The organism is Halopenitus malekzadehii (assembly GCF_900108505.1).
GTDB classification, from domain to species: Archaea; Halobacteriota; Halobacteria; order Halobacteriales; family Haloferacaceae; genus Halopenitus; species Halopenitus malekzadehii.
This window is the reverse complement of the sequence record NZ_FNWU01000001.1, coordinates 722,411-746,453: the sequence shown is the minus strand read 5'-3', so window position 1 is coordinate 746,453 and position 24,043 is coordinate 722,411. Positions and strand designations below refer to the sequence as shown.

The window sequence follows — 24,043 nt, the reverse complement described above, 5'->3', positions numbered from 1 at the left end:
CGTCCTCGATCAATCCTTCCGCTTGACGACGTCGCCGAGCGTCATCGACGAGGAGTCCCCGGAGTCCCATTCCTCGTCGACATCGGTCCCCTCGACGAGCGAGATCTCGAGCGTCCGTTCGAGCTTCCGCTGGACGTCGTCCGGCGGAAGGATGTCGCCGCGCTCGAGCTTGCGGATGAGGCTCGCCTTCTCGTTGAGCTGGTCGGCGAGCTCCTCCTGGCTGAGTCCGCGTTCCTCCCGAGCCTTCCGGATCCGATCGTCGTAATCGGCCGCGACCTCGTCCATCTCGTCGAACATGTCCCGACGGCGGCCGCCGCCAGAGGAGCCGGCGGAGCCGGATCCCGAACCGGAGCCGGAGCTGGATCCGGAGGATCCGGACGACTTGCCCGAGCTGGAGGACGTCGAATACTTGCTCGTGGTCGTGGAGTCGGGCTCCTGGCGAACCTCCGTCCCGAAGTCCGTACAGGAGTCACAGAGCTCCAGTTCGGCGCCTTCGACCTTCGTCGTCGTCAGCGAGGCCTGCTCGGCGCCGCACATCTCACACTGTGGCATACCTCCGGCTAACGCGTCCGGTGTTATAAACCGTACGCTGCGATCGAAACCGTACGCTGATACGGCCGGGGGCGAACGGACGGATATGGACGCACACATCACGCCCGGCGACGTCGGCGGGACCGTCCGGGCACCCCCCTCGAAGAGCTACACCCACCGGGCGATCCTCGCGGCGGGCTACAGCGACGGTGCGGTCGTTCGGTCGCCACTCGACAGCGCCGACACGCGTGCGACCGCCCGCGCGGTCGAGGCGTTCGGCGGCACGGTCGATCGCGACCCGGACGCCGAGGCATCCGGTGGGACCGACGAGGTGGCGTTCGCCATCGACGGGTTCGCCGGCGACCCGGCCGTCCCCGCCGACGTCATCGACTGTGCCAACTCCGGAACGACGACGCGACTCGTCGCCGGCGCCGCGGGGCTCGCAAACGGTGGGACCGTCCTCACCGGCGACGCGTCGCTCCGGTCGCGCCCGCAGGGACCGCTCCTCGACGCGCTCGAGCAGCTCGGTGCGCGAGCAGACTCGACCCGCGGGAACGGGCAGGCGCCACTCGTGGTGTTCGGCCCCATATCGGGCGGGGACGTCGCCATCCCGGGAGACGTCTCCTCGCAGTACATCACCGCGCTGCTGCTTGCCGGGGCGGCAAGCGACGAGGGGATCACGATCGACCTCACGACCGACCTCAAGTCGGCACCCTACGTCGACATCACCCTGGAGGTGCTCGCGGACTTCGGCGTCGACGCCGGGCCGATCGGCAGCGACACGGCCGCGGGCGCTGACGGGTTCCGGGTCGCCGGCGGCCAGCGATACGCCCCGGACGACGGGACGTATACGGTTCCGGGGGACTTCTCGTCGATCTCCTACCTCGCCGCGGCAGGCGCCGTCGCGGCAGCCCCCGACGACGCCGTCACGGTCCGGGGCGCGGTCGAGAGCGCGCAGGGCGACACGGCGATCGTCGACGTCCTCGAGCGAATGGGCGCCGACGTCGAGTGGGATCGCGCGGACGCGACCATCCACGCTCGCCGCAGCGACCTCTCCGGGGTCGAGGTCGACGTCGGCGACACGCCCGATCTGCTCCCCACGATCGCGGCGCTCGGCGCGGTCGCCGACGGCGAGACCCGGATCGTGAACTGCGAACACGTCCGGTACAAGGAGACCGACCGCGTGTCGGCGATGGTCGAGGAGCTCTCGGCGATGGGTGCAAGCGTCACCGAGGACCCGGACACGCTGACGATCCACGGCGGCGAGAGCGACCTCCACGGCGCGACCGTGGACGGCCGCGGGGACCACCGGCTGGTGATGGCCCTCTCGGTCGCGGCGCTGGTCGCGGACGGGGAGACGACCGTTCAGGGCGCCGAACACGTCGACGTCTCGTTCCCGGACTTCTTCCGGACGCTCGCGGATCTGGGCGTCGACGTCGATCTGGGATAGCCGCCGATCCGAGGTCATCGTCGATCCGGGGTCGTCGTCGGTCCGGACGCCGCCGAAACGCCCTTCGGCGTCCGACGAGTACGATGGGTATGAGCGATTCCGCTGCCGACCCCGATCGGACCGATCCCGAGCCGACCGAGTCCGATCCGACGGAGACCGTTGACCCGAGCGAACTGACCGACGAGGAGTGGCGCGACCGGCTCTCCGAGGAGGAGTACCGGATCCTCCGGGAAGCCGGCACCGAGGCGCGCTTTTCCGGCGAGTACGTCGACCACGACGCCGACGGCGTTTACCGGTGTGGCGCCTGCGGGACGGTCCTGTTCGATGCCGACACGAAATACGACTCCGGCTGCGGCTGGCCGGCCTTCTACGCCGCCGAGGACGACGCGGTCACGACCCACCGCGACACGAGCCACGGGATGCGCCGCACCGAGGTCCGGTGTGCGAACTGCGACTCCCATCTCGGCCACGTCTTCGAGGACGGGCCGAAGCCGACCGGGAAGCGGTTCTGTATCAACTCGGTCGCGATGGCGTTCGACGACGAGTGAGTGGACGAGGTCTCACAGGACCGGCGGCGAATCCGCCCGCTACTGGGTCGCCGAGCGCTCGTCGAGCGCCACGGGGATCGACCGCGAGGCGACGTCGGCGGCGAAGGCGCCGCCGTCCGCAGCGAGCGTCTCGATCGTGTCGTAATGGATCGGCACGACCAGTTCGGGATCGAGTCGCTCCGCGAGGTCGGCCGCCTCGTGGCGGTCCGCGACCACCCCGCCGCCGATGTTCGCGAGGAATACCGTGACATCGAGCTCGGCGAATCCATCGAGTGCGTCGGAATCACCCGGCCAGAAGACGGTCGTCCCCGCAAGCGACAGCAGGTAGCCGCAGCCGAACCCCTCCGGGTGCGTCCCGTCCGACCGGGCACGGGGACCGTCCGGTTCGTTGTAGGCGGGCACCGACCAGACCGTCGCGTCCCCGGCGGTCACCCGGTCGGTCTCGTCGACGCGGACGACCTCGTAGTCGGCCGCGAGATCGGCCACCGACTCGACGTTGCGGTCGATCCGGTCCGCGTCGACGCCGTCGTAGACCACGATCGTCGCGTCCGCGGCCGCGACCGACCGGATCCCGTCCGGGTCGTAGTGGTGGTCGTGGGTGACCACGACGAGGTCACCGTCCCGCGCCCAGTAGTCGTCGAGCACCCCGTACCGGCCGGGGTCGGTGTAGGCCACGAGCCCGTCGGCCGTCTCCAGCCGCGCGGTCGCGTAGCCGAGCCACTCCACCGTCAGGTCGCCGTACCGAACCGTCATTGGATCGCGATCGGGAGGCCGCAGCCTTGAGGCTACCGTCACGGGCTGCACGGAGCGGCAGGACGGATCGCCGTCGACCGACGCACTCGACATCGATCGCGGATCACTGCGCGTCGGCGAACCGCTCGAGGCGCGCAAGCGTATCCGCATCCCCGACGTCCTTGTCCTCGCGGACGCCGACGAATCGTGGGAACCGGAGCGCGTAGCCGGATCCGTAGGTGGGCGACCGCTGGATCTCCTCGTAGCCCACCTCGAAGACGACCTGTGGATCGAACGCCACCGTCGTCCCCTCCTCGGACCGGACGAGCGGATCGAACCGGTCCGTGAGCGACGCGAGCCGCTCGTCGGTGATCCCCGTGGCGACCTTGCCGACCGGCTCGAGCCGCGGGTCCGTGTGTGTGGTTCCGTTCCCGTCGTCGTCGTCACGGTCGACGCGGACCGAGACCTCAAACGTGCCGAACAGCGATGCCCGCCGCCCCTCACCCCACTCGCCGCCGGTCACGACGAGATCGAGCGTCTCCACGTCCGGCTTCCGCTTGAGCCAGTTTCGTCCCCGATCCCCCGGCGTGTACGGCGATTCGGGGTCTTTGAGCATGATTCCCTCGTGGCCCGCCTCCAACGCCCGGCGTTCGATCGCCTCGATCGTCTCCACGTCGTCGGCGAGGGTAAGCGTTGCCGCGAGGTCCGGAACCGCCTCGCGAAGCCGGTCGTGACGCGTCGCAAGCGACGTGTCGAGGAGGTCCGTGCCGTCGTGGTGGAGGCAGTCGAAGGCGTGAAACCGGAGGTCGACCTCCTCGCGCATCCGGTCGACGTCGTGCTTCCGGCGAAACCGCCGGAGCACCTCCTGAAACGGGAGCGGATCGCCGTCCGCGTCGACCGCGACGACCTCGCCGTCGAGGATGACCGGGACGTCGACGCGGTCCTCGATCAGCTCGACGACCTCGGGCAGCGGTTCGGTGACGTCGTCCATATTCCGCGAGTAGAGTTTCGGGCCGACGTCGCCGTTTGACGGCGTGTTCTCGTCCGTCGGCGGATCGCCGTTCGCCGGCGGCGCATAGTGGACCTGCACGCGCGCACCGTCGAACTTGGTCTCCACCGCCGCCCGGTCCCACTCCTCGAGCGCGTCAGCGGCCGTCCCAGCCTGCGCGAGCATCGCCTGCACCGGCCGACCCACGACCAATCGTTGCTCCGCGAGTCCGGACCGGCCGCGATCGCGAGCGATCGTCGCGACGCGTCCGTAGTCGTTGGTGACCTGAAGGGCACGTTCGACCGCCGCGACGTCCGCATCGGTCGCGGCGAGCACGTCGTCCGACTCGCGTACTACAACCTTGCCGTCCTCCGTCGCCTCCGCCTCGCCATCACCGGACGCTGCTCCGTCGACATCGTCGGGCGCCTCACCAGCCGATCCCGATTCCGACTCCGTCGCCAGGAACGCCTCCGCGATCGCATCCCGAATCGTCCCCTCGCCGACGCCGAGCCGCATTTCGCCAAGCACGAGTCGGGCGAGGATCGTGGCCTCCGGCGGGTCGAGTCGGTTGAACAAGCCGAACAGCGTGTCGAGTTTCGTTCCCTCGCTGCCGTCACCCTCGACGGCAGCGATCTCCCGAAGCGTGTCGTCGACGTCGGCAACGGCCACGGTCGCGTCGGCCCCATCCGTCGAGAACGCCGCGAGCCCACGCTGGCCGCCCAAGTCGTAGGAGGCAGCGACCGCACCGATCTCGCCGCGGTCGGCGAGCCGATCCTCGACGTCTGCCGTGTCCACGTTCGGGCCGGCCGCCTTGGCGATCGCCTCCCGACAGAGAGCCGGACCGACGTCGATCGTGCAGGTTTCGTGAGCCGGGAAGACACGACCGAGCAGAAACCGGACGACGGTCTCGAGGTCCTCGTCGGCGTCCGCGAGCAGATCCGCCACGATCCAGGTCGTCGCGTGGTCGGCCTCGGTCCTCTCGATCGCCTCGGCACGGGTGGCGAACGTGGCGAACTCCATACGCCGGATCCGCCGGTCCCGGTGAAAAACGCGCCGATGGGCGGCGGGTCGGTGACGGGTCGGTGGCGGGTCGGTGACGGGTCGGTGGCGGGTCGGTAGTGGATCGACTCGAGCGTCGACCGGGATGAGCGCCGCAGGTCGTGGACATTTATACCGTCGTGGGTGTGTGGACCCTGTATGGACACCGACCACGAGCTCTCCGCACGCGTCCGTGAGGCCCTCGACATCGACATCGAGGCGTTTCACGCACGGGCGGAGGCCGACGCCGAGGTCGTCAAGCAGCGGCTCCGCGACGGCGCCTTCGACAATCATCAGTCGATCGTCGGCTTCGAGTACGAGTTCTACGCAGTCGGCGACGGCCGATGGAACGCGGAATCCCACGACGGCGAGTTCTCCCTGATGCGCGTGCCGCGACGCCTGCTCGAGCTGATGGGATTCGAAAAGGAGCTCGGCCTCCACAACGCCGAGATGTCCACGAGCCCGCAGCCGCTTTCGAACCACGGGCTCGAGGCGCAGCTCTCGGAGGTGCGCGCCCGTCTGCAGGCCGCACTCGAGTGCGCCTCCGCCGAGGGGATGCGGCTGGTCTCGGACGGCCTGTGGACGATTCCGCCGACCGGCGAAACCGCCACCGAGTATCTTACCGACAGCGTGGAGATCGACGGCGTCCACATCGCGACGAACATGAGCAACGCGGTCCGGTATCACGCGATGGCGAACGCGACCGCCGACGGATCCAGCGGCCGGCAGACCGAACTCGAGGCGCCGGGCGTCTCGCTGACCACGAAAACGGTGATGCCGGAGAGTCTGATCACCTCGATCCAGCCCCACTACCAGGTCTCGCAGGCGGCGATGTTGCCGGTTCACTTCAGGTATGCGCTGCGGATCGCGGGACCGCTGCTGGCGCTCGGGGTCAACTCGCCGTTCTTCCCGCCGTCGCTGTACGACGAGGACTGGGACGGCGAGCGAGTGCTCGCCGAGGGCGCACACGAAAACCGGATCCACGTCTTCGAGTCGGTGTTGAACAGCCGTACGGCCGAGCCCAAGGTCCGATTCCCGCGCGATTTCGACACGGTCGAAGAAGCCGTCGACCGGATCGCCGCCGACGAGTCGTTCGTTCCGGTCGATCCGGAGACGGGAACCAGATTCGACGACGACTTTGCGACTTTCCGGAGCAAACACGGCACCTACTGGCGGTGGGTTCGGCCGGTCTTCGACGGCGCAACGCGATCGGCGGCGAACGCGCGGATCGAATTCCGTCCGATCCCCGCACAGCCGACCGTCGGCGATTCGATCGCGTTTCAGGCCGCCTTTGCCGGCTTGCTCGAGGAACTGCCCCGCCGGGAACACCCCGTCATCGATCTCCCGTGGGAACGGGCCCGCGAGAACTTCGACGCCGCCGTCGCCGACGGAATCGACGCGGAGTTGACGTGGATCGGCAACCACGGGGAGCTCACCTACGACCACGAGGAGCTCTTCACCGACCTCCTCGACCACGCGGTCGCGGGCCTGGAGTCGGCCGGCTGTTCGCCCTCGACTGCCGAACGATGGATCGCACCGCTCCGGTGGCGGGCAACCGAACGGATGACGCCGGCTCGCTGGAAGCGCGAGCGCGTTCGCAACCGACTCGACGACGGCGCGTCCTTTGTGGACGCCGTCGTGGAGACGCAACGGGAGTACATTCAAAAGCAGGCGGAGACGCTCGTTGACGGGAGCTTCACGGAGTGGTAACGCCGTCGCTCACGGGTGGTGCCCGTCGATCAGTTAAGTCATAACCCGGCTGTACAGCAAACTCGTCGCCGACGCAACTGTCGACCTACAGCAGGCCGTCGATGTCCTTGTGGCGCGTGATCTCCACGCCCTCGTCGGTGACGACTGCGACGTTGATCCCGTTACCGGAGGCCAGGTCGCGTTCGACCGCGGACTTGATGGCCTTCGTGGCGACGGTCTTTGCGCCGTCGATCGAGAGGCCCGATTCGAACTCCTGTTCGAGGACACCGAGCGCGTACTGCGATCCCGAACCGGTGACCGTGTACTCCTCCTCGGTGGTTCCGCCGAGGGCGTCGATGGAGTAGATGTGGGCACCCTCCTCGTCGACGCCGCCGAGGATCGGCTGGACGATGAAGAACGCGCCCGAGCGGAGCAGGTTCCCGGTAAGCGTCGAGAGCGCCTGCATCGACATCTCCTTGCCGCGACGCGCCTCATAGAGGTTCGTCTCGGCACGCAGCGTCGAGATGAGCGACTGGGCGGCCGAGACCGACCCGGCGATCGTCAACGCGCCGGTCGGGTGGATCTGTTCGACCTTCTGGACGTCCTTCGAGGAGACCATGTGCCCCATCGAGGCGCGCATATCCGTCGCCAGCACGACGCCCTCGTCGGTCGTGAGCCCGACCGTGGTCGTTCCGGTCTTCATCCCTTCGCCGTCGTTCGCCTCGGCGGCTCGCTGCTCACGATCGGTAAACTCGCCGAGCTCAGGACCGAAGACCGGCTGGTCGCTCGACGGTTCCATCGAGAGGTCGCCTGTCGGTGTTCGCATTAGGTACCGGTTCGCCACGGGCGCTGATAAAGGCAACCCTTCGGTCCCCTGCGACCACGACGAGCGAGACCACGGTCCGACACAGCTGGAGAACGATGCGACGCCGATGGCGGAGCACAGCCGGCGCTAGATGGAGCAGAATCCATACGGGTGAATCGAGCGGGGAGCGCCGATCGTCGATCGCGGAAGCGGTCCGGCAGACCGATCGGTGGCGTCACTTCGCCGCGTCCGATGCCGCACCCGTTGCGCGGACGAGCCGGCTGATCGCGATGGGGATCGGGATCCCGGCTTGGCGGGCCGCGAGGATGATCGGGAACAGGGCGATACCGAGAGTGATGGTGAGCTGATGGAGTCCGAATCGGATGGCGTGTCGGGTGCGACTGAGCATCGATCTTCGCTCCGGACCAGACGGAGGGCATATATAAACCTTCCCACCGGCGGGTCGACCGGACCACGCCGCAGTCTGCCGATTATCGGATTGACCGCGACGGTGATCGCGCGACCACTCCGTGGGCGGATCCACGCCGATAGAACGGTTGGGCGCCTCGTATTATTCTCATAACGTATGAAAAAGCACGTCGAGTCGTGCGCGTATCAACGGATCCGATCGTGAGTGTGTCTGATATGTTCACTTTCATCGTGGGTGTCTCTGACACGTTCCGATCGCCGTGAAGACCACTCCGCGGTCGGTCTCGCTCGTTACTGTACCGACGATCGATCCCCGCCGGAACGGCGAGCCCAAACCGCAAAGCACGTGTGTTCCCGCATCCAGTTACGGGTATGAGCAACTACCTGGTCGCGATGGAGGCCGCCTGGTTGGTTCGTGACGTCGAGGACATCGATGACGCCATCGGCGTCGCGGTCAGTGAGGCCGGCAAGCGACTCAACGAGACCGACAAACAGTACGTGGAGGTCGAGGTCGGCGCGACCCCCTGTCCCGCCTGCGGCGAGCCCTTTGACTCCGCGTTCATCGCCGCCAGCACCGCGCTCGTCGGCCTCCTTCTGGAGATCGAGATCTTCAACGCGGACAGCGAGGAGCACGCGTCCCGGATCGCGAAAAGCGAGGTCGGCGGCGCGCTCCGTGACGTTCCCCTCGAGGTCATCGAGATCGTCGAGACTGAGGCCGACGAGGACGAGTAGCTGGGAACGCCGATCGCGGACCGATCCCCGATCGCCGACGGAGTCCCGATCGCCGGCCCATCTCCGACCCATCTCGCGGGCGAGATCGACCGGCGCCGAAACCTTTTCGTATAACCCATAGTTATCCCTCCCCATGGACCTACCCACGCCACAGGACCTTCGGGAACGCCGCACCTCCCTGGGACTGACCCAAAGCGCCCTCGCGGAGTCGGCCGGCGTCTCACAGCCCCTCATCGCCCGGATCGAGGGCGGCGACGTCGACCCGCGACTCTCGACGCTTCGTCGGATCGTCAACGCGCTCGAGGAGGCCGAAGGCGAAGTCGTCCGTGCCGAGGACCTGATGCACGAAACCGTGGTCAGCGTCGCGCCCGACGACGCCGTCAGCGACGCCTTCGATCTGATGGACGAGGAGGCGTACTCGCAGGTCCCGGTGCTCCAAAACGGGATCCCGGTCGGATCCCTCAGCCTCTCGGACATCAACGAGGCCGGCGAGGACGTCGGGAACTATCCGGTGAGCGAGGTGATGAGCGAGTCGTTCCCCACGGTCGCCCGCGACGTCACCGTCGACGAACTGCGCAACCTCCTCGACCACTACAAGGCCGTGATGGTCACCGACGGCGGCGAGACCGTCGGCATCATCACCGAAGCCGACATCGCGGCGCATCTCTCGTAGCGATCCGGGATCGCCCCGTCATTTAAAAGCCATTACGAACCAGCGCACCTGTGCGGTGAGAATCGTTCACTCCCGGTCCGGACGGGTGCGGTACGCGCCGGAGTGGATCCACGCGACGCGTACCCTGTTCGCCATCAAGACCCGTCGACGGTCCATCAGCGATCCCGACTTACCGCTTCCGATCGCCTACAGCTCCAGCCCGCGGATCGCGACGCCGTCGCCGTCCTCGACGTGCCCGATCACGCGACCACCGCTTGCGTCGGCGAGCGATGACGCCCGATCCGGATCGACGGCGGCGACGAATCCGGTCCCCATATTGAACGTCCGGTGCATCTCCTCGTCCGAGACGTTCCCCTCCTCCTGAACGAACCGGAAGACCGACTGCGCCTCATAAGGATCGTCGATCACGTACCGGTGTTCGCCGAGCCGCTTGAGATTGGTCCAGCCGCCGCCGGTCACGTGGGCCGCCCCGTGGACACCGTGGGCGCGCAGGGGGTCAAGCAGGTCCGTGTAGATCCGGGTCGGCTCCAGGAGCGCGTCACCGATCGTTTCGTAGTCGTCGTACGGATACGGGTCGGTGTACTCGTGGGTCCGCGTCGCCGCCGTCCGGGCGAGAGTCAACCCGTTCGAGTGGATCCCCGAGGATCGCCACCCGACGATGGCGTCTCCCGGTTGAGCGACCCCCTCGAAGACGTCGTCCTTCCCCGCGAGCCCGGCGGCCGTTCCGGCGAGGTCGAGTCCCTGGATCACCTCGGGCATCACCGCCGTTTCGCCGCCGACCAGCTCGATGTCGGCACGGTCGGCACCGCGATCGAGTCCGCGTCCGACCTGCTCGGAGACGTCCTCGTCGGGATCCTCGACCGCGAGATAGTCGACGAACGCGACCGGTCTGACCCCGGCCGCCACGAGATCGTTGACGTTCATCGCGATACAGTCGATCCCGATCGTCGAGTAGTCGCCAAGCGCCTCGGCGACGAGCAGCTTCGTCCCGACCCCGTCGGTCGCGAGCGCGAGATAGCGGTCGCCGATGTCGAGCAGGCCGGCGTAGTCGCCCTCGGAGTCGCCGACGGCTCCGATGAGGGCCGCCGTCGCGGCCTCGCTCGCGTCGATGTCGACGCCCGAGTCCGCGTAGGTGAGTTCCGCGTCGTCGCCGTCGCCATCCGCCACATCGTCCGCCGCGGCGTCCGGTCCGGAATCCTCGTCGGTCATACTCGTGCAGGCGGCTCGCCGGTCCAAAAGGACACCGCTTGCCGGCCGCAGCGGTTCCGGGTCGTCGGCGTCGAGGTCCGGTGGCGCCCCATCCCCGACGACGGTCAGTTGGTCAGAACGCGTACGCGCCGGCACCGCCGAGCAGGAACCCGACCGTCGCGAGCGCTGAGACGACGAAACAGACCGCCCAAACCGGCTTGTTCCAGCCGATCACGGTCTTCCCGTCGAGGGGACCGTACGGGATCAGGTTGAACGCCGCGAGAAAGAGGTTGATCGCGACGCCGCGCGCGCCAAGCACCGAGACGATCGTCGACTGGGTGGCGAGGCCGATCCCCAGAATCGGCGCGAAGAGCACGCCGAGCGCAAGGTTCACCGCAGGGCCGGCCAGAGCGATGTGGCCGTGTTCCCGCGGGGTCAACCGACCGCGGTGGTGGACCGCGCCGGGTGCCGCGAAGATGAACCCGAGGAACGCCGACATCACCGCGAGGAACAACATCCCGTGGTCTGCCCGGAACTCGGCGATCTGGTCGTAGTGGACCGCGACGACCTTGTGTGCGACCTCGTGGAGGAGGAACGCGACGCCGGCCGTCGCCAGGCTGATGCCGACCAACACGATCCCGGCGGGGGACACGAGCGCGCCGATCGCCCCCGCTCCACCCTCGAAGAACACGGCGAACGCCACGCCGAGTGCGACCCAGGCGACGAGGAGATCGCGCAGCTCCGTCCGACTAAACTGGAGCCCGGCGATCCGGAGCCCACGATCGACGGAGCGGCGGGTCATCGGGTCACAAACACCTCCCAGATCGTCCGTGCGCTCCGGCGAGCGCCATCGACCATCAACTGCGAGACGTCGGCGACGCCGCCGAGTTCGGCGCTGAAAAGCGGAACCAGATAGGTCGCGAACAGGAAGCTCGCGACGATGCTGCCGATGTTCGTCATCGCGACGACCATGATGAGTCGAAACAGGGGGACATCGAACATTTCCGAGAGGATCTGCGATACGGGTTTCGTCTCGTCGGAGAGGAGTTCGTTCAGCGTGGCGATGTCGCTCACGTTGACCGAGAGCGTCCGCAGTTCAACCCAGCCGACGAACCAGCCGGGCGCGAGCATCGGATTGATCGACGTCATCCACGCGACGGCGCCGCCGACGCCGGCGGACGTCCATCTGGCGCCGGCAAGCTTCGCGAACGCGAACGCAAAGACGGCGTTGATCGCAAACCACGCGGCGAACACCCGGAAGAGGAATCCGTTGCTTACGCCCGCCATCGCCAGCAGGACGAAGAAGGCGACGAACGCGATCGTGATCCCGTACCCGAGGATCGTTCCCCACGGGATGCGGCGGGCACTCGTGCGTTCGGTCCCGACCAGCGTCTCCGCCGGCGGCAGCGTCGCGGGATTCGCGAGGTACGACTCGATCCCCTGCCGGTGGCCCGCGCCGACGACCGCGACGACGTCGAACCCACGGTCACGAAGCACCACGAGCCGGTGTGCGATGTAGGCGTCCCGCTCGTCGATGAGTGCCTCCGCACCGCCAGGGGAGAACTGGCGGAACTCCTCCATCATCATCGTGACGGCGTCGGCGTCGGTGAGTTCGGAAAGCTCCAACTCCTCGATCCCGCCCTCCTCGGTCGGTTCGAGGCCACCGAACAGGCTGAGCACGCCGGCGACGAACAGACCGAGCGTCAGGCCACCGAACAGACCCAGGCCAAGGCTCCCGAGCGCGCGGATCGCAAACGGGCTGAGCCACGCGGTCAGAACGCCGTCGAGGACGCCGGTGAGCGCGGCGATCCCTGCGACCGAGAGTCCGGTCGCGAGCGCGGTAATCATCCATGTCTCCGGGTCGAGGGATCGGGACCCGATCGTTGTGACGAGGTATGCAGCGATCCCGCCGACGATCACCCCGCCGGCCGTCCGAAGCAGCATCGCGTCCGTCACGCCGATCGCACCGCCGAACAGTCCGATCGCCGGACCGACGAGCAGCCCCGCGATGAGGCCGACGAGCAGCCCCACGATCCGGGAGTCCGTCACGCCGAACGCGAGCCCGCCGACCATCCGGAGCTTCTCAGTGATCGTCATCCGGGCCCAGAAGCGTTGCATCGTCGTCTGGATGTCGCGGTCGACGAGCGCGACGTCGATCCCCAACGACTGGGCGGTCTCGACGGCCGCCATCATATCGGCGCCGGGTTCGATGTCGAACCGCTCGCCGAGTTGTGTCTGGACGTACGACAGCATCCAGTAGGCGAGGAACTGGAAGACGGTGTTCCCCTTGAGGAGGTCGCTCGCGTCCAGATCGTCGGGGGTTTCACCCTGCAGCTGTCGGTAGCGTCCTTCGTCGAGTTCGACCGCGACGACGTCCGGCCGCTCGCGCTCGATGGTCTCCTCGACCTCAGTCACGCTCTCGCTCGAGACGTGGGCCGTACCGACCACGGTCACCGATCCGGATCCGGCTATGGACCCGGAGTCGCCGTCGATATCGCCGTCGCCGTCGGCGTTCGACGTGGATGCGTGTGGATGGTCCGCATCAGCGTCGTCCCCGACGTCCGGCTCACGGACGGACGAGGTCGAGGACGGTGACGGGGTGCCGGACGATCCGCCGGATCGATCGTCCGGTTCCTCGGGCGTATCGGGCATTGGGAGCCGCTAGTCGATCCCCGCGTATAGTGGTTGTGTGTCGGGGGCGCGGACGTTCGAACGGTGATCGGAGCCCGTCGATCGGTGTGGAGGCGGCGATCGAGCGGTGAAACCCCCATACTTAACCACACTGGTCAACCACCACTCGATGATGACCGGGTCGCCCGAGGTATGTGTCCTCCTGCCGACGATGAACGAAGCCGCCACGATCGCGGACGTCGTCGCCGACTACCGTGAGGCGGGGTTCGAGAACGTCCTCGTCGTCGACGGCGGGTCAACCGACGAGACCCGGCAGCTCGCGGCCGAGGCGGGCGCACGGGTGGTCGAACAGTCGGGCGAGGGAAAGGGACAGGCGGTCCGTGAGGCGGTCGCCGAGCACGTCGACGCCGAGTTCGTACTGCTCGCGGACGCGGATGCGACCTACGACGCCGCGGATGCGACGGCGATGCTCGAACCCCTCCGGGACGGGCGGACCAAACACGTCATCGGCGACCGATTCGCGGATATGCGCCCCGGCGCGATGACGCGGCTCAACCGCATCGGCAACCGACTGATCAACCGGGCGTTCGCCCGGATCCACGGCCGAGACTACCGGGACATCCTGTCGGGGTATCGCGCGTTCACGCGGGAGTCGTTCGAGGAGCTCTCGCTGGCCGCGGAGGGGTTCGGCATCGAGACCGAGATGGCGGTTGAGTGTGTCAAGCGCGGCGTTCCGGTCGAGGTCGTCCCCATCACGTACCGACCGCGTCCGGAGGGTTCCGACACGAATCTCCATCCGATCCGGGACGGCGGGATCATCTTTCTGGAGCTGTACCGGAAGGCGAAGACGAACAATCCCCTGTTCTATTTCGGCAGCGTCGGGGCGACCGCGACCGCCGGTGGCGTCCTTATGGCGATCTACGTTCTCTACGACTGGATCGCGAACGGGGTCGGCCACGAGATTCTGGCGATCGTCTCCGCAGCCGGGATCCTGCTCGGCTTCCAGCTGTTGATGTTCGGGTTCCTGGCGGACATGATCCTCACCCTGCATCGGGAAGGGATCGACGGACACGAGCGGGAGTGAACTACCCCGTCGAAAGGCCGTGGGTGGTCGAGACGGTCGCTCGGAACGGAACTGTCGCTCGGAACGGAACTGTCGCTCGGAACGGAACTGTCGATCAAAACGGAACTGTCGATCAAAACGGAAGCGCCTCGCGGATCCGGTCGAGAACCGATCCGCCTTGGCGCCGACGCTCCTCGAAGACCGGATGCACCGCGTTCATCAGTTCCCCACGCGTCTCGAATCGCTCCGCGTCGACGCGCTCGAGTGCGTCCGCGAGTTCCAGCGACCGTCCCGAGGCGTCGTAGGGGATCGCCGTCGAGGAAAGCCCCGCGAGCACCTCCTGCCGGGTCGCGGGGAACTCGACGTCGGACTCGTCGAGACGGGCATCGAGTGCGGCGATCCCGAACTCGATCACGTCCGGTTCGTCGGCGTCGTTGCTCGGGGGGCGTACTGCCATCGTGACATCGTTCGGGTTCGTCCCTCAAAAACCCAGGCGACTCGGATTCGGGGAGTTCACGGCGATCCGAACGGACGGATGGATGGACAGACGGACGACCCTCGGATCAAATGAGACCCATCGCGACCGCGGACACGTACGTCACTCCCAGGAGGATGACGGCGTGTTTGACGCCGTCCCGGAGATCACCCTCGCCGAGCTGTCCGGCGATCATCCCGGAACAGATCCCCTGTATCACCGCGGCGTGGTAGAATATCAACTCATATCCCTCGATGTTCGCGTCGCCGAGTCCGCCCGCGATTCCGCCGACACCGCCGCCGACGCCGCCAACGCCACCGGCACCTCCACCGCCGATCCCGGCTGCGCCACCCGCCTGTCCGGCCTGTTCGATCGCCGGGATGAACGCGAGCGTGAGCGAGGCGATGATCCCGAGAAAGACCAGGAACGAGATGTAGATCACGATCAGGTACGTGAGCATCACCTGCTTGCGCTCGCGGCGGAGCTGGCGGGTTGCTCGTGCCTCGTCGGCGGCGATGTTGAGCACGGGGGCGATGTCGCCGCTTGCCTGCATCGCGTTCACGATCAACGCGACCGACCGGGAGATGAGCGGCGACTTGATCCGGCGTTCCATCCGATAGAGCGCCGACTCCGCGTCCGATCCCCATTCGATGTCCCGCCACGTTCGTTCGAGTTCGGGGGTGAGGTCGTCGAGATCCGACTGCTGGACGCGCTCGAGGCTCTCCACGACGGTCATCCCAGCCTCGTTGATCGACGCGAGTCGGTCGAGAAAGTCCGGCACTGCGGCCTCGATCCGTGACGTTCGTCGGCTCTGGATCTCATAGAGGACGGCATAGACGGCAAGCACGAACGTCGTCGACTGAACGACGGCGTCATCGACGCCGCGAACCGCTGCGTCGATCGACGACGTCGGGATCGGGGCCGACGCCGACCAGATCCACACGAGCGCCAGCGGTACCGTTACGGCAAGCGACGTGAGCGGGTTCCACAGCAACAGCTGCTTCGGCTCCCTGATCCATCCGAGAAACCGCTGGAACCTGTCGTATCGCTCGAGGCGTTCCCGGTTGGCCTGCCATCGGTCGGCCTCCGTCTCCCCGGAAATTCCGATGCCGCCGCCGTCCGAGCGTGTCCCGGTAGTCGTCGCCGAGGTGCCGGAAACCACCTGGGCGTCGGCATCGTCGGCGTCGTCGCCGACTGCCGAACCGGTGGCGTCGTCGACGGGCTGTGTGACGCTGTCGACGTACACGATGAAGCCGATGCTCGCGAGCGGAATCCCGGCATACACGACGATCTGGAGGATCGGAACGGTATCCTGAATGACCAAGCCGACCACGACGAGAATGGTGATGAAAAACAGCGGTCCAGCCACCAACACGGTCACGTACGCCTCCGCGAACGTCGACAGCAGCTCGAGGTACTGTTCCTGCTGGGCCTCCGACTCCTCCTGATAGCGCTCGTACTGGTCGTTGAGGAACGCCGAGATCGAACGCCCCGACCCGAGGACCGACGCCAGATTCTCAGCGAACTCCTCGAGGTTTTCACTCGGTGTGTGGTGTGAGACGCGACGCAACGCGGTCAGCACGTCGGTCCCGAAGGTGTTCATGTCCCTGACCGCGACGCCGAGTTCGGTCGCCGCCTCGCCGTAGACGTCCTCGTTCTCCGCGAGGGTATCCATCACGGTCGGAAACGTCATTCCGGACCGGGATAGCGCATAGACGAACGCGACGGTTCGCGGCAGCGTCGCGTCGATCCGTGCGCCGCGAGTGTGGGCGCGTTGGTCCAACAGGAACCACCGGACGTAGTACACGCTTATCGAAAGCGCTGCGCCGATCGTTCCCGAGAAGAACAGCAGAAGAACGAACAGCTCGCCGGCACCGATCGTCGACAGCCGCGCGAGGTCCGCAAGGAACGCGAGGCTGGTCGGGAGTGCCGCCTCGATCCGGTCGGCGCCGACTTCGAGCGCATACAGGACGCCAGCGGCCAGATAGGTTCCGATGATCGCCCCCGCGATCCCGGCCGTCCCGGCGTACAACAGCGTCTTCGAGGCATACACTCGGTGTGTCGTTGCGGCATGGGCGGCCCGCAACAGCTCTCTCTGGTCCTGTTTCCGCGGGCTCTCGTCGGCGACGTACTCGCCGAACAGCGACAGCGCAAGTCGCGTGACGATCAGATTCGACCGCCGGTTTACCGCCGGTGCCAGGAGAATGCCGACCGCGAGAACCAGCGCGACCAGCGGGAGCACCTGGATCATCGATCGTCGGCCTCGCCGGAGGAGTCGTCGGGACGACGGATCACGCGTCCGGCACCTCCGTCCCGGATTCGGTCGCGTCCGTACCCATCGAGTTCGTGTCGGCCGTGTCGGCTGTGTCGGCCGTCTCCGACTCGCCCTCGAGACGCTCCATCACGCGTTCGGGATCGGCGTAATACTCGTTAACGAGGGCCGTAAATCGCTTGTATCCAGTGATACCCAGTTCGCGGAGGAGTTCGAGGAACCGTTCCCGACGATCTATCTCCGTGAGCAATTCGGCACGGTCCCAACCGCGTTCCTCCTGGATCTCGCTGAGCAGCTCCGAATCGTTCATTGTGAACGTATCGGATTCCGGAACCCACTCGAAGGCCGACGAGTAGTCGAGCTCGCCGGTTCGTTGGTCAATCTGGCCGATCTCACCGATCACCTTCGCGCGCCGGACGCGCTCGTTGCCGAACCTGGCGAGCGTCTGGATCGACAGCATATCGAGCGACTGGACCATCGCCCGGGGAACGTTGATCGGCTCGTTCTCGAGCCGGTTGATGACGGTCTCGATCGAGTCGGCGTGCATCGTCGAGAACGTGGTGTGGCCGGTGTTCATCGCCTGAAAGAGGGTGACGGCCTCCTCGCCACGGACCTCGCCGACGAGGATGTACTCCGGGCGGTGCCGGAGCGCGGAGCGAAGCAGGTCGTACATGTCGATGTCGCTACCCTCGTGGAGACGCTCGCGAGTGACCGAGGAGAGCCAGTTGTCGTGGTACAACGAGAGTTCGCGCGTGTCCTCGATCGTGAGTACCTTCGCGCGCGGTGGGATGAACATCGAGACGGCGTTCATCGACGTCGTCTTTCCCGAGGCGGTCCCGCCGGCAAAGATGAGCGACTTGTTGTGCTCGATACACAGCCAGAAGTACGCCATCTGGTCGATCGAGAACGTCCCGTAATTGATCAGGTCGATCGGCGTGAACGGCTCGTCGGCGTACTGGCGGATCGTGAACGCGGACCCACGCGGGGTCACCTCCTCACCGAGCGCCAGCTCCGCACGGGAGCCGTCCGGAAGGGTCGTCTCGACGATCGGTTCCCCGACGGAGATGTGACGTCCCGACTGTTGTGCCAGCCGGATCACGTAGTTGTCGAGCTCCTCTTTCCCGTAGGAGACGTTCGTCTCGATGTCGGTGTAGGTGTCGTGGTAGACGAAGATCGGAAGGTCATAGCCGTCACAGGAGACGTCCTCGATGTGGGAGTCGTTCAACAGCGGGTCGACCTTTCCGAACCCGCGGAAATCACGGTAGAGATAGTACGCCAGGGCGTGAAAGGTCGCCATATCGGCGTCAACCCCGTACTGTTCGAGCAGCGTCTCGAGTTCCGCTTTGAGCGTTTTTTCCGCGGTCGTTCCCGCTCCGTCCTGAAACAGCAGCGGATCCCTGATGTCGTCGATGACGCGACGCAACAGCGACGTGGTGAACCGGTCGAGATCGGGCTCGACGGCGTGATAGCGGTGTTGGCTCTCCTCGTCGTCGTAGGTGACGACGACGTACGCGAACGGCGCGTTCACCCAGTATCGGTCGATCTCCTCGTGGCCGTCCGGGACGGTGAAGGTACCGAGCGGGCCGTCCTCGCCGGGACGAAACGGGCGAACGGCGATGTCCGAGCCGCGAAGCATCTCCCAGGTTCGGACGGTGCGGCGGCGAAGCGTCTCGAGCCGCCCGTCGGGTTCTCGATCGGCATCCGAAGGTCCGGACATCGGTTCCTATCCGGTCGTCGACCCGCGTCGACTTAAATGCTGTACCGTCGCCGGATCACGCCGGAGCCCGTTTCGCCACCACCGGTCATTCGGCGTCATCCACCACCGGTCATTCCGCGTCGTCCACCACCGGTCATTCGGCGTGGTCGGCTCGGTATTCCGTCTCATCCACCGCGTCCTCGCGTCGATCGGCCAGAAGCAGAATCGCGCCGAGAGCGCCGAGGAGGAGGGTTCCGACCGGGAGCGGGATCCCCGGCACGCCGAGGGTGACGAGGAGATACGTTGCGGCGAGAAGGACGATCCCCGCGGCCAGCAGGAGCCCGCCGATGAGTCTGACGGGGTCAACTGGCCCGTTCTCGACGCGTTCCTCGGCGAGGTAGTAGGCGATCGCGGTGAGCACGGCGACGGCGATCAGCGTCGACCCCGCCGCCCACGCGAGATACGCGTCGGCGACGACCTGCCCTGCCTGGTTGCGGAGCGCGGCGGGGATCGAATGCAGGAAAAAGGACCGATCGTCGATCGTCCAGCCGACGAGGTACTGCACCTCGAGGAACGGGTAGCGGAGGTACAGTATCGTCCCGTATCCCGGGATAGAGGCGTACGTCAGGTTCCAGGGAATGAGTGCGGCGAGCCACGCCGAGACGACGGCCAGTTCCCCGGCATACTCCGATCGGACCCAGACCATACGTGTAGGCACCCTCGCGATCACTTAAAAACGTCCGTCGATGGCGAGACGGCCGCCGGCTCCGAATCGATCGGCGCCGACCGGATGATCCGGGGGCGTTACGTTCATACGGGCTGACCGATAAGGATCAGACAGTTGATGCGGCGGGAGTATTTCGAACTGACGGTTGAGAACGTCGAGCCGGACGCCGAGGGCGACGACCACAAGCCGCTGGTCCGGATCGCGTTTCACGGCCCCGACGGCTTGCTGACCGAACGACTGACCGGGCCCGACGGCGAACTGCTGGCGGCCGACGAGACGGACGTCGCCTTCCGACTCCGTGACTCGCTCGAGGACGGCCCCGACGCCGAGGGCGTGGTGGCGGTCACGAACCGCGTGACCGGCGACTTCGTCCTCGAGTTGAACGAGGAGGCCGACGACGTCCGTCGGTTCATCCGCGCCGCTCGCGAGTACGGCCGCTCGTCGGCCGACGACGAGGAGGGACGCTACCGGGTCGAGATCACCGTCGACGACGAGGATCTGGTCACCTACGAGAAGCGGACCTTCCTCGTGTACGACCCCGACGGCAACCTGCTTCGCGGTGAGAGCCTGATCCCGTCCGGCGTCGAGCTGTAGCCGGCGCGACCCGATCGCCAGCCCGGACGTGGCGGCCGGCAGCCGGTTGCCGATCGCCGCCCCGGGTGGTTTTAGTACCGTCCGCGGCCAAGGACTCGACAGCGAATGGGACTCACCAAACGCATCATCCCGTGTATCGACGTCGACCTCGACGAGGACGGCACCGCGGCCGTCTACACCGGGGTCAACTTCGAGAACCTGGAGTACACCGGCGACCCCGTGGAGCTGGCGCGCAAGTACAACGAGTCGGGCGCCGACGAGTTCGTCTTCCTCGACATCACGGCCTCGGCCGACGGCCGCGAGACGATGCTCGACGTCGTCCGCGGCGTCGCCGACGAGTGCTTCATCCCGCTGACGGTCGGCGGCGGGATCCGCACGACCAACGACATCAAGGAGACGCTGCGAGCTGGAGCCGACAAGGTATCGATCACGACCGGCGCGCTCGACCGTCCCGCCCTGATCGACGAGGGGGCGGCCGCGTTCGGTTCGCAGTGTATCGTCATCTCGATCGACGCTCGGCGGCGGTATGACGAGGCCGGCGAACACTACGTTGAGGCCGACGGGGAGTCGGTCTGGTTCGAGTGCACGAAGAAGGGCGGCCGCGAGGGGACCGACATCGACGCCGTCGAGTGGGCGATGGAGGCCGAACGGCGCGGCGCCGGCGAGCTGTTCATCAACTCCATCGACCGCGATGGCACCAAGGACGGCTACGACGTCCCGCTGATGACCGCCGTCTGTGAGGCCGTCTCGACGCCCGTGATCGCCTCCTCGGGCTGTGGCGGGCCGGAGGACGCCTACGAGGTCTTCACCGAGGCCGACGCGGACGCGGCGCTGGCGGCGTCGATCTTCCACTTCGGCGAGTACACGATCACCGAACTCAAGGAGTACCTGGACGACCGCGGCGTGCCGGTTCGGCTGTAACGACGGGTGCCAGCACGTCGAGACGTCCCCACCGCACGATCACGCCGCACCAGGTCTCAGACCGTGCCACGCTCACGTCGCGTCTCCGTTCAGGCCGTGCGAACCGCCTCAGGCCGCGCGAACCACGTCAGAGAGGGCCGCCGTCTTGTCCGTGATCGCGGCGGCGGCGTCCTCGACCGCGTCCAGGGGATCTCCGGATTCGGTCTTGACGGTCAAGACGGGGTCCGTCTGGCCGCCCGACTGTTCGGGGTTGACGTCGTAGGTCGCGGCGGCGACGTCCTCGTGCTCCAACAGCGCGCCCTTCAGGACGTTCATAAAGGTATGGTCCTCGCCCGCGATCTCGATGCGGAGTTCCGCCTCGCTCTTGTCGATGACCCGCAGTTCCATAGCCAGCGGTTCGTGCGAGCCGCGTTTCAACGTTTCGTCTCGGGGGGACGGGTCGGATGCCATCCGCCGCGGACGGCTCGAAAAAGCGTCGGTCGGTCGAACGGCGCGCCGGCCTACTCGTCGACGGTGACGTCCTCGGTGTCGACGTCCACGGACGCTTCCTCCTCGGCCGCGACCTCCTCGGGTCGGGCCTCGAGGGTGAGCTTCTGGACCTCGACGCGGCGGAGCGGGTAGATCGTCTTCGCGTCGCCGTAGATCGCCGAGGAGAGTCGCCCCTCGACGACCGAGTCGACGAGTTCCTCGAAGGTCCGGTCGGCGGCAGCCTCGTGGACCTGGTCGATCATCACGCGACGGATGGCCTGCTCCTGGGAGCGGTCGGCCTTCTTCGTCGTGAGCGACACGGGCTGGAGCCGGACGCGGTAGTCGTCGGTCGTCAGGACCGTGATCGACGCCTCGACCTTCGAGGAGCCGCGCCGCACGAGCGAGCGCAGGTAATCCCGCGTCAGCTCGTACTTCACGAACTCGGAGTAGGCCGTGTCGCTGCCGACGTCGGTGATCTTGAACGTCAGCTTGGTGTTGTTGCCGCTGCTGTCCTGGTTCAGATCGCCGAGCGTTGTCGTGATCGTCCGGCCGACGACCTGCTCGGGTTCCTCCGCGAGGGTCTCGCCGATCTCGTCCCGGTCGAACTGCTCGGGGGCGAGCACCGAGTACCATCGCTTCTCTTGCGTCTGTTTTGATACGGATCGTTCGCTCATGTCTGGTGTGTCGTGTCTGTGTCGGTCGTCTGTCTGTTCGTCGGGTCCACGTCTCGATCCCGATCCCGAGATCGACTCCGCCCCTCATCCCGCGTCTCCCCGGCCATATGCCGGTGTTCCGCGCCGCGATCGACGAGGCGATCGGCCACCTGCAGGTTGACGAGATAGTCGTCGACCGTCGACTGCAGGCCGCCGGTCGTTTCCCGCTCGATCGAACAGACGACCGCGTCGTCGTCGACGCGGGCGTCCATCGAGTCGGTGTTGTCGGGCGCCAGGGCGTCCCGAACGAGTTCGGGATCGTCGTGGCGCGTCCGGACGGTCGCCGTCCGAGCGGGGCGACCCCCGGCGCCGTCGCCAGGGTGGGCATCGGTGTCACCGGCGTGGTCGCCGCCGGCACCGTCGTCGATCCCGTTCATAACGCCTCCCTCGTGGCCGCGATCACGGCCGAACCGTCGTCGTCCATCGGTACTCGTGCGCCGCCACGGGTCGGTCCGCCCCAGCCGGTGCCGTCACGTTCGGTCGCAACGCGCCGAAGCGCGGTCCCGATACCGGTCGGGTCCGTCGCCGCCGCGGCGACGCGCCCCGCATCCGGTTCGAGGACGAGGGTGACGGGCTCCGGCGATCGATACTCCCGAAGCAGCCGAGCGACGGTGGGCAGCGTGGCCGCCGGTGCGGACACGCGAGCGACGGACACGCCGTCGTATCGCGCCATCGTCGTCTCGGCGATCGCCGCGTGGGCGGCGGTCCCGTGGATCCGCCACGTCTCGATCGCGGCCGATCGCAGGTCATCGTTCACGTCGGTGCCGGCGAGCGCGAGCGCGATCCCGGTTCCGGGCGACTCGCGTGCAAGCACGTCGAGAACGTCGGCGTAGCCGCCGACGGTTCCGACGGGACCGGTCGTCGCGTACGGTCGCAGCGCGCGTTCGACGGCCGACGACGCACGTGGCGTCGCTGCCGCGGGCGCGACCACGTCGACGGCGACCGTCGACGCGACCCGGCGGCGGTCGGCGTCCGCGAGGACGTCCGCCCCGATCGTGGCCCGAACGTCGTCGGGAGCGCCCGAGTAGGGCGCGTGGAACAGCGTCGAGGCGGCGATCCCGGTCGCGAGCCCGTCATCCGTCTCCGGGGACGGGACCGCAAGACCTGGCTGCCGTTCGACGAGTCCACGCTGGGTCGCAACGTCGAGTGCGGTTCCGGATCCGTCCGTTCCCGGAACGGATCCGGCGGCGACCACGCCGGCAAGCGCGAGCACCGGATCGGGGTCGACCCCGAGCTCGGTTCCGACCGCGAAGGCCGCGGTGCTTGCCGGACGACCGTCGCTCCGGAGGACGTATGACTCGGTTGCCGTCGACCTATCGTCCGCCGCTCCGTCGTCTGCCGATCCGCCGTCCGCGGACGCGGTCGTCGTTTCGATCCCCTCGACGCCGACGAGCACGTGAACCTCGTCATCGGTTCCTGCGGACGGGCCCGACCCGGAGTCGCCGGTCGTACCGTCGATCGTCCCGGCGGGATCCGGATGGATCCGGATCTGGAACGGCGTGTCGACGCCGCGTGCGGCCCCTGCAAGCAGCGACGCCGCTGCGAGGGAATCGCCGTCGTCGCGAGCGACGAGCCGAACGAACGGCGCGTCACGGACGACGCCGGCGATCGTGTCGGGCGTCGCGTCGGGTGCGATCACGGAATCGGTCATCGGGACGTGTGTGGGGTCGGGATGTGTCG

The 24,043-nt window shown here is 67.2% G+C and carries 24 protein-coding genes; 8 read left to right on the top strand and 16 right to left on the bottom strand.

What is annotated here, in order from left to right; all coding sequences use genetic code 11:
- Positions 1–9: 9 nt before the first annotated feature.
- Positions 10–552, bottom strand: a complete 543-nt coding sequence (locus tag BLW38_RS03715) for a multiprotein bridging factor aMBF1 (protein ID WP_092814417.1) — start codon at positions 550–552, stop codon at positions 10–12.
- Between the two features lie 85 nt (positions 553–637).
- Between BLW38_RS03715 and aroA the strand changes: the two genes are divergently transcribed.
- Positions 638–1,981 (top strand): 3-phosphoshikimate 1-carboxyvinyltransferase, encoded by a 1,344-nt coding sequence (aroA, locus tag BLW38_RS03710; protein WP_092814415.1) that lies wholly within the window; start codon positions 638–640, stop codon positions 1,979–1,981.
- A gap of 89 nt (positions 1,982–2,070) precedes the next feature.
- Positions 2,071–2,529: a peptide-methionine (R)-S-oxide reductase MsrB gene (gene msrB, locus BLW38_RS03705; protein ID WP_092814413.1), complete on the top strand. Its 459-nt coding sequence runs from the start codon at positions 2,071–2,073 to the stop codon at positions 2,527–2,529.
- 39 nt (positions 2,530–2,568) lie between these two features.
- On the opposite strand, the gene BLW38_RS03700 is transcribed toward msrB, so the two are convergent.
- Together BLW38_RS03700 and ligA are read right to left on the bottom strand one after the other, a co-directional pair.
- Positions 2,569–3,282, bottom strand: coding sequence for an MBL fold metallo-hydrolase (locus BLW38_RS03700; RefSeq protein ID WP_092814410.1), 714 nt, complete (start codon positions 3,280–3,282; stop codon positions 2,569–2,571).
- Positions 3,283–3,385: 103 nt separating this feature from the next.
- Positions 3,386–5,269, bottom strand: a complete 1,884-nt coding sequence (gene ligA, locus BLW38_RS03695; protein WP_092814407.1) for an ATP-dependent DNA ligase LigA — start codon at positions 5,267–5,269, stop codon at positions 3,386–3,388.
- A 177-nt stretch (positions 5,270–5,446) separates the two neighbouring features.
- Here ligA and BLW38_RS03690 point away from each other — a divergent pair, with 177 nt between their 5' ends.
- Positions 5,447–6,997 (top strand): type 2 periplasmic-binding domain-containing protein, encoded by a 1,551-nt coding sequence (locus tag BLW38_RS03690; protein ID WP_092814404.1) that lies wholly within the window; start codon positions 5,447–5,449, stop codon positions 6,995–6,997.
- A gap of 85 nt (positions 6,998–7,082) precedes the next feature.
- On the opposite strand, the gene psmB is transcribed toward BLW38_RS03690, so the two are convergent.
- Both psmB and BLW38_RS16130 read right to left on the bottom strand, forming a co-directional pair.
- Positions 7,083–7,802, bottom strand: a complete 720-nt coding sequence (gene psmB, locus BLW38_RS03685) for an archaeal proteasome endopeptidase complex subunit beta (protein WP_092814401.1) — start codon at positions 7,800–7,802, stop codon at positions 7,083–7,085.
- Between the two features lie 214 nt (positions 7,803–8,016).
- On the bottom strand, positions 8,017–8,190 hold the full coding sequence (locus tag BLW38_RS16130; RefSeq protein WP_177167409.1) for a hypothetical protein: 174 nt from the start codon (positions 8,188–8,190) through the stop codon (positions 8,017–8,019).
- Between the two features lie 392 nt (positions 8,191–8,582).
- Between BLW38_RS16130 and BLW38_RS03680 the strand changes: the two genes are divergently transcribed.
- Together BLW38_RS03680 and BLW38_RS03675 are read left to right on the top strand one after the other, a co-directional pair.
- Positions 8,583–8,942 carry a DUF555 domain-containing protein gene (locus BLW38_RS03680; protein WP_092814398.1) on the top strand — a complete coding sequence of 120 codons (360 nt, stop codon included), beginning with the start codon at positions 8,583–8,585 and terminating at the stop codon, positions 8,940–8,942.
- A gap of 133 nt (positions 8,943–9,075) precedes the next feature.
- Positions 9,076–9,615: a CBS domain-containing protein gene (locus BLW38_RS03675; protein WP_092814395.1), complete on the top strand. Its 540-nt coding sequence runs from the start codon at positions 9,076–9,078 to the stop codon at positions 9,613–9,615.
- A 186-nt stretch (positions 9,616–9,801) separates the two neighbouring features.
- On the opposite strand, the gene purM is transcribed toward BLW38_RS03675, so the two are convergent.
- From purM to BLW38_RS03660, 3 genes are all read right to left on the bottom strand, one after another.
- The gene (gene purM / locus BLW38_RS03670; protein ID WP_092814392.1) at positions 9,802–10,824 is read right to left on the bottom strand and encodes a phosphoribosylformylglycinamidine cyclo-ligase; all 1,023 of its coding nucleotides are present in this window, start codon (positions 10,822–10,824) and stop codon (positions 9,802–9,804) included.
- Positions 10,825–10,936: 112 nt separating this feature from the next.
- Positions 10,937–11,605 carry a zinc metalloprotease gene (locus BLW38_RS03665; protein WP_092814389.1) on the bottom strand — a complete coding sequence of 223 codons (669 nt, stop codon included), beginning with the start codon at positions 11,603–11,605 and terminating at the stop codon, positions 10,937–10,939.
- Complete coding sequence (locus tag BLW38_RS03660; RefSeq protein WP_092814386.1) at positions 11,602–13,455, bottom strand: TraB/GumN family protein; 1,854 nt, start codon at positions 13,453–13,455, stop codon at positions 11,602–11,604. Before BLW38_RS03660 ends, BLW38_RS03665 begins: the two co-directional genes overlap by 4 nt.
- A gap of 151 nt (positions 13,456–13,606) precedes the next feature.
- Here BLW38_RS03660 and aglJ point away from each other — a divergent pair, with 151 nt between their 5' ends.
- The gene (aglJ, locus tag BLW38_RS03655) at positions 13,607–14,518 is read left to right on the top strand and encodes an S-layer glycoprotein N-glycosyltransferase AglJ (protein ID WP_092815621.1); all 912 of its coding nucleotides are present in this window, start codon (positions 13,607–13,609) and stop codon (positions 14,516–14,518) included.
- Positions 14,519–14,630: 112 nt separating this feature from the next.
- On the opposite strand, the gene BLW38_RS03650 is transcribed toward aglJ, so the two are convergent.
- The 4 genes from BLW38_RS03650 to BLW38_RS03635 form a co-directional block, all read right to left on the bottom strand.
- Positions 14,631–14,954, bottom strand: a complete 324-nt coding sequence (locus BLW38_RS03650; protein WP_092814383.1) for a DUF5789 family protein — start codon at positions 14,952–14,954, stop codon at positions 14,631–14,633.
- A gap of 106 nt (positions 14,955–15,060) precedes the next feature.
- On the bottom strand, positions 15,061–17,223 hold the full coding sequence (locus tag BLW38_RS03645) for a type II secretion system F family protein (RefSeq protein ID WP_092814380.1): 2,163 nt from the start codon (positions 17,221–17,223) through the stop codon (positions 15,061–15,063).
- A gap of 40 nt (positions 17,224–17,263) precedes the next feature.
- Complete coding sequence (locus BLW38_RS03640) at positions 17,264–18,961, bottom strand: type II/IV secretion system ATPase subunit (protein WP_092814377.1); 1,698 nt, start codon at positions 18,959–18,961, stop codon at positions 17,264–17,266.
- Positions 18,962–19,094: 133 nt separating this feature from the next.
- Entirely contained in the window at positions 19,095–19,646 is a 552-nt protein-coding gene (locus BLW38_RS03635) for a DUF7549 family protein (protein WP_245710040.1), read from the bottom strand.
- A 138-nt stretch (positions 19,647–19,784) separates the two neighbouring features.
- On the opposite strand from BLW38_RS03635, the gene BLW38_RS03630 reads away from it, so the two are divergent.
- Together BLW38_RS03630 and hisF are read left to right on the top strand one after the other, a co-directional pair.
- Entirely contained in the window at positions 19,785–20,261 is a 477-nt protein-coding gene (locus BLW38_RS03630; RefSeq protein ID WP_092814374.1) for a DUF5793 family protein, read from the top strand.
- A gap of 105 nt (positions 20,262–20,366) precedes the next feature.
- Positions 20,367–21,182, top strand: coding sequence for an imidazole glycerol phosphate synthase subunit HisF (hisF, locus tag BLW38_RS03625; RefSeq protein WP_092814371.1), 816 nt, complete (start codon positions 20,367–20,369; stop codon positions 21,180–21,182).
- A gap of 108 nt (positions 21,183–21,290) precedes the next feature.
- Here the strand turns inward: hisF and BLW38_RS03620 are convergent, their stop codons facing one another.
- The 4 genes from BLW38_RS03620 to BLW38_RS03605 form a co-directional block, all read right to left on the bottom strand.
- Positions 21,291–21,569: a DNA-directed RNA polymerase subunit L gene (locus tag BLW38_RS03620; RefSeq protein ID WP_092814368.1), complete on the bottom strand. Its 279-nt coding sequence runs from the start codon at positions 21,567–21,569 to the stop codon at positions 21,291–21,293.
- 113 nt (positions 21,570–21,682) lie between these two features.
- Positions 21,683–22,324, bottom strand: coding sequence for a 30S ribosomal protein S3ae (locus tag BLW38_RS03615; protein ID WP_092814365.1), 642 nt, complete (start codon positions 22,322–22,324; stop codon positions 21,683–21,685).
- Complete coding sequence (locus tag BLW38_RS03610) at positions 22,321–22,740, bottom strand: KEOPS complex subunit Pcc1 (RefSeq protein WP_092814362.1); 420 nt, start codon at positions 22,738–22,740, stop codon at positions 22,321–22,323. The genes BLW38_RS03615 and BLW38_RS03610 overlap by 4 nt, the downstream gene beginning before the upstream one ends.
- Positions 22,737–24,014: a hypothetical protein gene (locus tag BLW38_RS03605; protein WP_092814359.1), complete on the bottom strand. Its 1,278-nt coding sequence runs from the start codon at positions 24,012–24,014 to the stop codon at positions 22,737–22,739. The genes BLW38_RS03610 and BLW38_RS03605 overlap by 4 nt, the downstream gene beginning before the upstream one ends.
- Between the last annotated feature and the right edge of the window lie 29 nt (positions 24,015–24,043).

What these genes read in the sequence shown, in the direction of transcription:
- BLW38_RS03605 (WP_092814359.1), bottom strand. Translation starts at nt 24,014, where the DNA reads ATGACCGATTCCGTGATCGCACCCGACGCGACGCCCGACACGATCGCC.
- msrB (WP_092814413.1), top strand. Translation starts at nt 2,071, where the DNA reads ATGAGCGATTCCGCTGCCGACCCCGATCGGACCGATCCCGAGCCGACC.
- aglJ (WP_092815621.1), top strand. Translation starts at nt 13,607, where the DNA reads ATGACCGGGTCGCCCGAGGTATGTGTCCTCCTGCCGACGATGAACGAA.
- BLW38_RS03665 (WP_092814389.1), bottom strand. Translation starts at nt 11,605, where the DNA reads ATGACCCGCCGCTCCGTCGATCGTGGGCTCCGGATCGCCGGGCTCCAG.
- ligA (WP_092814407.1), bottom strand. Translation starts at nt 5,269, where the DNA reads ATGGAGTTCGCCACGTTCGCCACCCGTGCCGAGGCGATCGAGAGGACC.
- BLW38_RS03700 (WP_092814410.1), bottom strand. Translation starts at nt 3,282, where the DNA reads ATGACGGTTCGGTACGGCGACCTGACGGTGGAGTGGCTCGGCTACGCG.
- BLW38_RS03630 (WP_092814374.1), top strand. Translation starts at nt 19,785, where the DNA reads ATGCGGCGGGAGTATTTCGAACTGACGGTTGAGAACGTCGAGCCGGAC.
- BLW38_RS03680 (WP_092814398.1), top strand. Translation starts at nt 8,583, where the DNA reads ATGAGCAACTACCTGGTCGCGATGGAGGCCGCCTGGTTGGTTCGTGAC.
- BLW38_RS03675 (WP_092814395.1), top strand. Translation starts at nt 9,076, where the DNA reads ATGGACCTACCCACGCCACAGGACCTTCGGGAACGCCGCACCTCCCTG.
- BLW38_RS03650 (WP_092814383.1), bottom strand. Translation starts at nt 14,954, where the DNA reads ATGGCAGTACGCCCCCCGAGCAACGACGCCGACGAACCGGACGTGATC.
- BLW38_RS03640 (WP_092814377.1), bottom strand. Translation starts at nt 18,961, where the DNA reads ATGTCCGGACCTTCGGATGCCGATCGAGAACCCGACGGGCGGCTCGAG.
- hisF (WP_092814371.1), top strand. Translation starts at nt 20,367, where the DNA reads ATGGGACTCACCAAACGCATCATCCCGTGTATCGACGTCGACCTCGAC.
- BLW38_RS03615 (WP_092814365.1), bottom strand. Translation starts at nt 22,324, where the DNA reads ATGAGCGAACGATCCGTATCAAAACAGACGCAAGAGAAGCGATGGTAC.
- BLW38_RS16130 (WP_177167409.1), bottom strand. Translation starts at nt 8,190, where the DNA reads ATGCTCAGTCGCACCCGACACGCCATCCGATTCGGACTCCATCAGCTC.
- aroA (WP_092814415.1), top strand. Translation starts at nt 638, where the DNA reads ATGGACGCACACATCACGCCCGGCGACGTCGGCGGGACCGTCCGGGCA.
- BLW38_RS03635 (WP_245710040.1), bottom strand. Translation starts at nt 19,646, where the DNA reads ATGGTCTGGGTCCGATCGGAGTATGCCGGGGAACTGGCCGTCGTCTCG.
- purM (WP_092814392.1), bottom strand. Translation starts at nt 10,824, where the DNA reads ATGACCGACGAGGATTCCGGACCGGACGCCGCGGCGGACGATGTGGCG.
- BLW38_RS03660 (WP_092814386.1), bottom strand. Translation starts at nt 13,455, where the DNA reads ATGCCCGATACGCCCGAGGAACCGGACGATCGATCCGGCGGATCGTCC.
- psmB (WP_092814401.1), bottom strand. Translation starts at nt 7,802, where the DNA reads ATGCGAACACCGACAGGCGACCTCTCGATGGAACCGTCGAGCGACCAG.
- BLW38_RS03620 (WP_092814368.1), bottom strand. Translation starts at nt 21,569, where the DNA reads ATGGAACTGCGGGTCATCGACAAGAGCGAGGCGGAACTCCGCATCGAG.
- BLW38_RS03645 (WP_092814380.1), bottom strand. Translation starts at nt 17,223, where the DNA reads ATGATCCAGGTGCTCCCGCTGGTCGCGCTGGTTCTCGCGGTCGGCATT.
- BLW38_RS03610 (WP_092814362.1), bottom strand. Translation starts at nt 22,740, where the DNA reads ATGAACGGGATCGACGACGGTGCCGGCGGCGACCACGCCGGTGACACC.
- BLW38_RS03690 (WP_092814404.1), top strand. Translation starts at nt 5,447, where the DNA reads ATGGACACCGACCACGAGCTCTCCGCACGCGTCCGTGAGGCCCTCGAC.
- BLW38_RS03715 (WP_092814417.1), bottom strand. Translation starts at nt 552, where the DNA reads ATGCCACAGTGTGAGATGTGCGGCGCCGAGCAGGCCTCGCTGACGACG.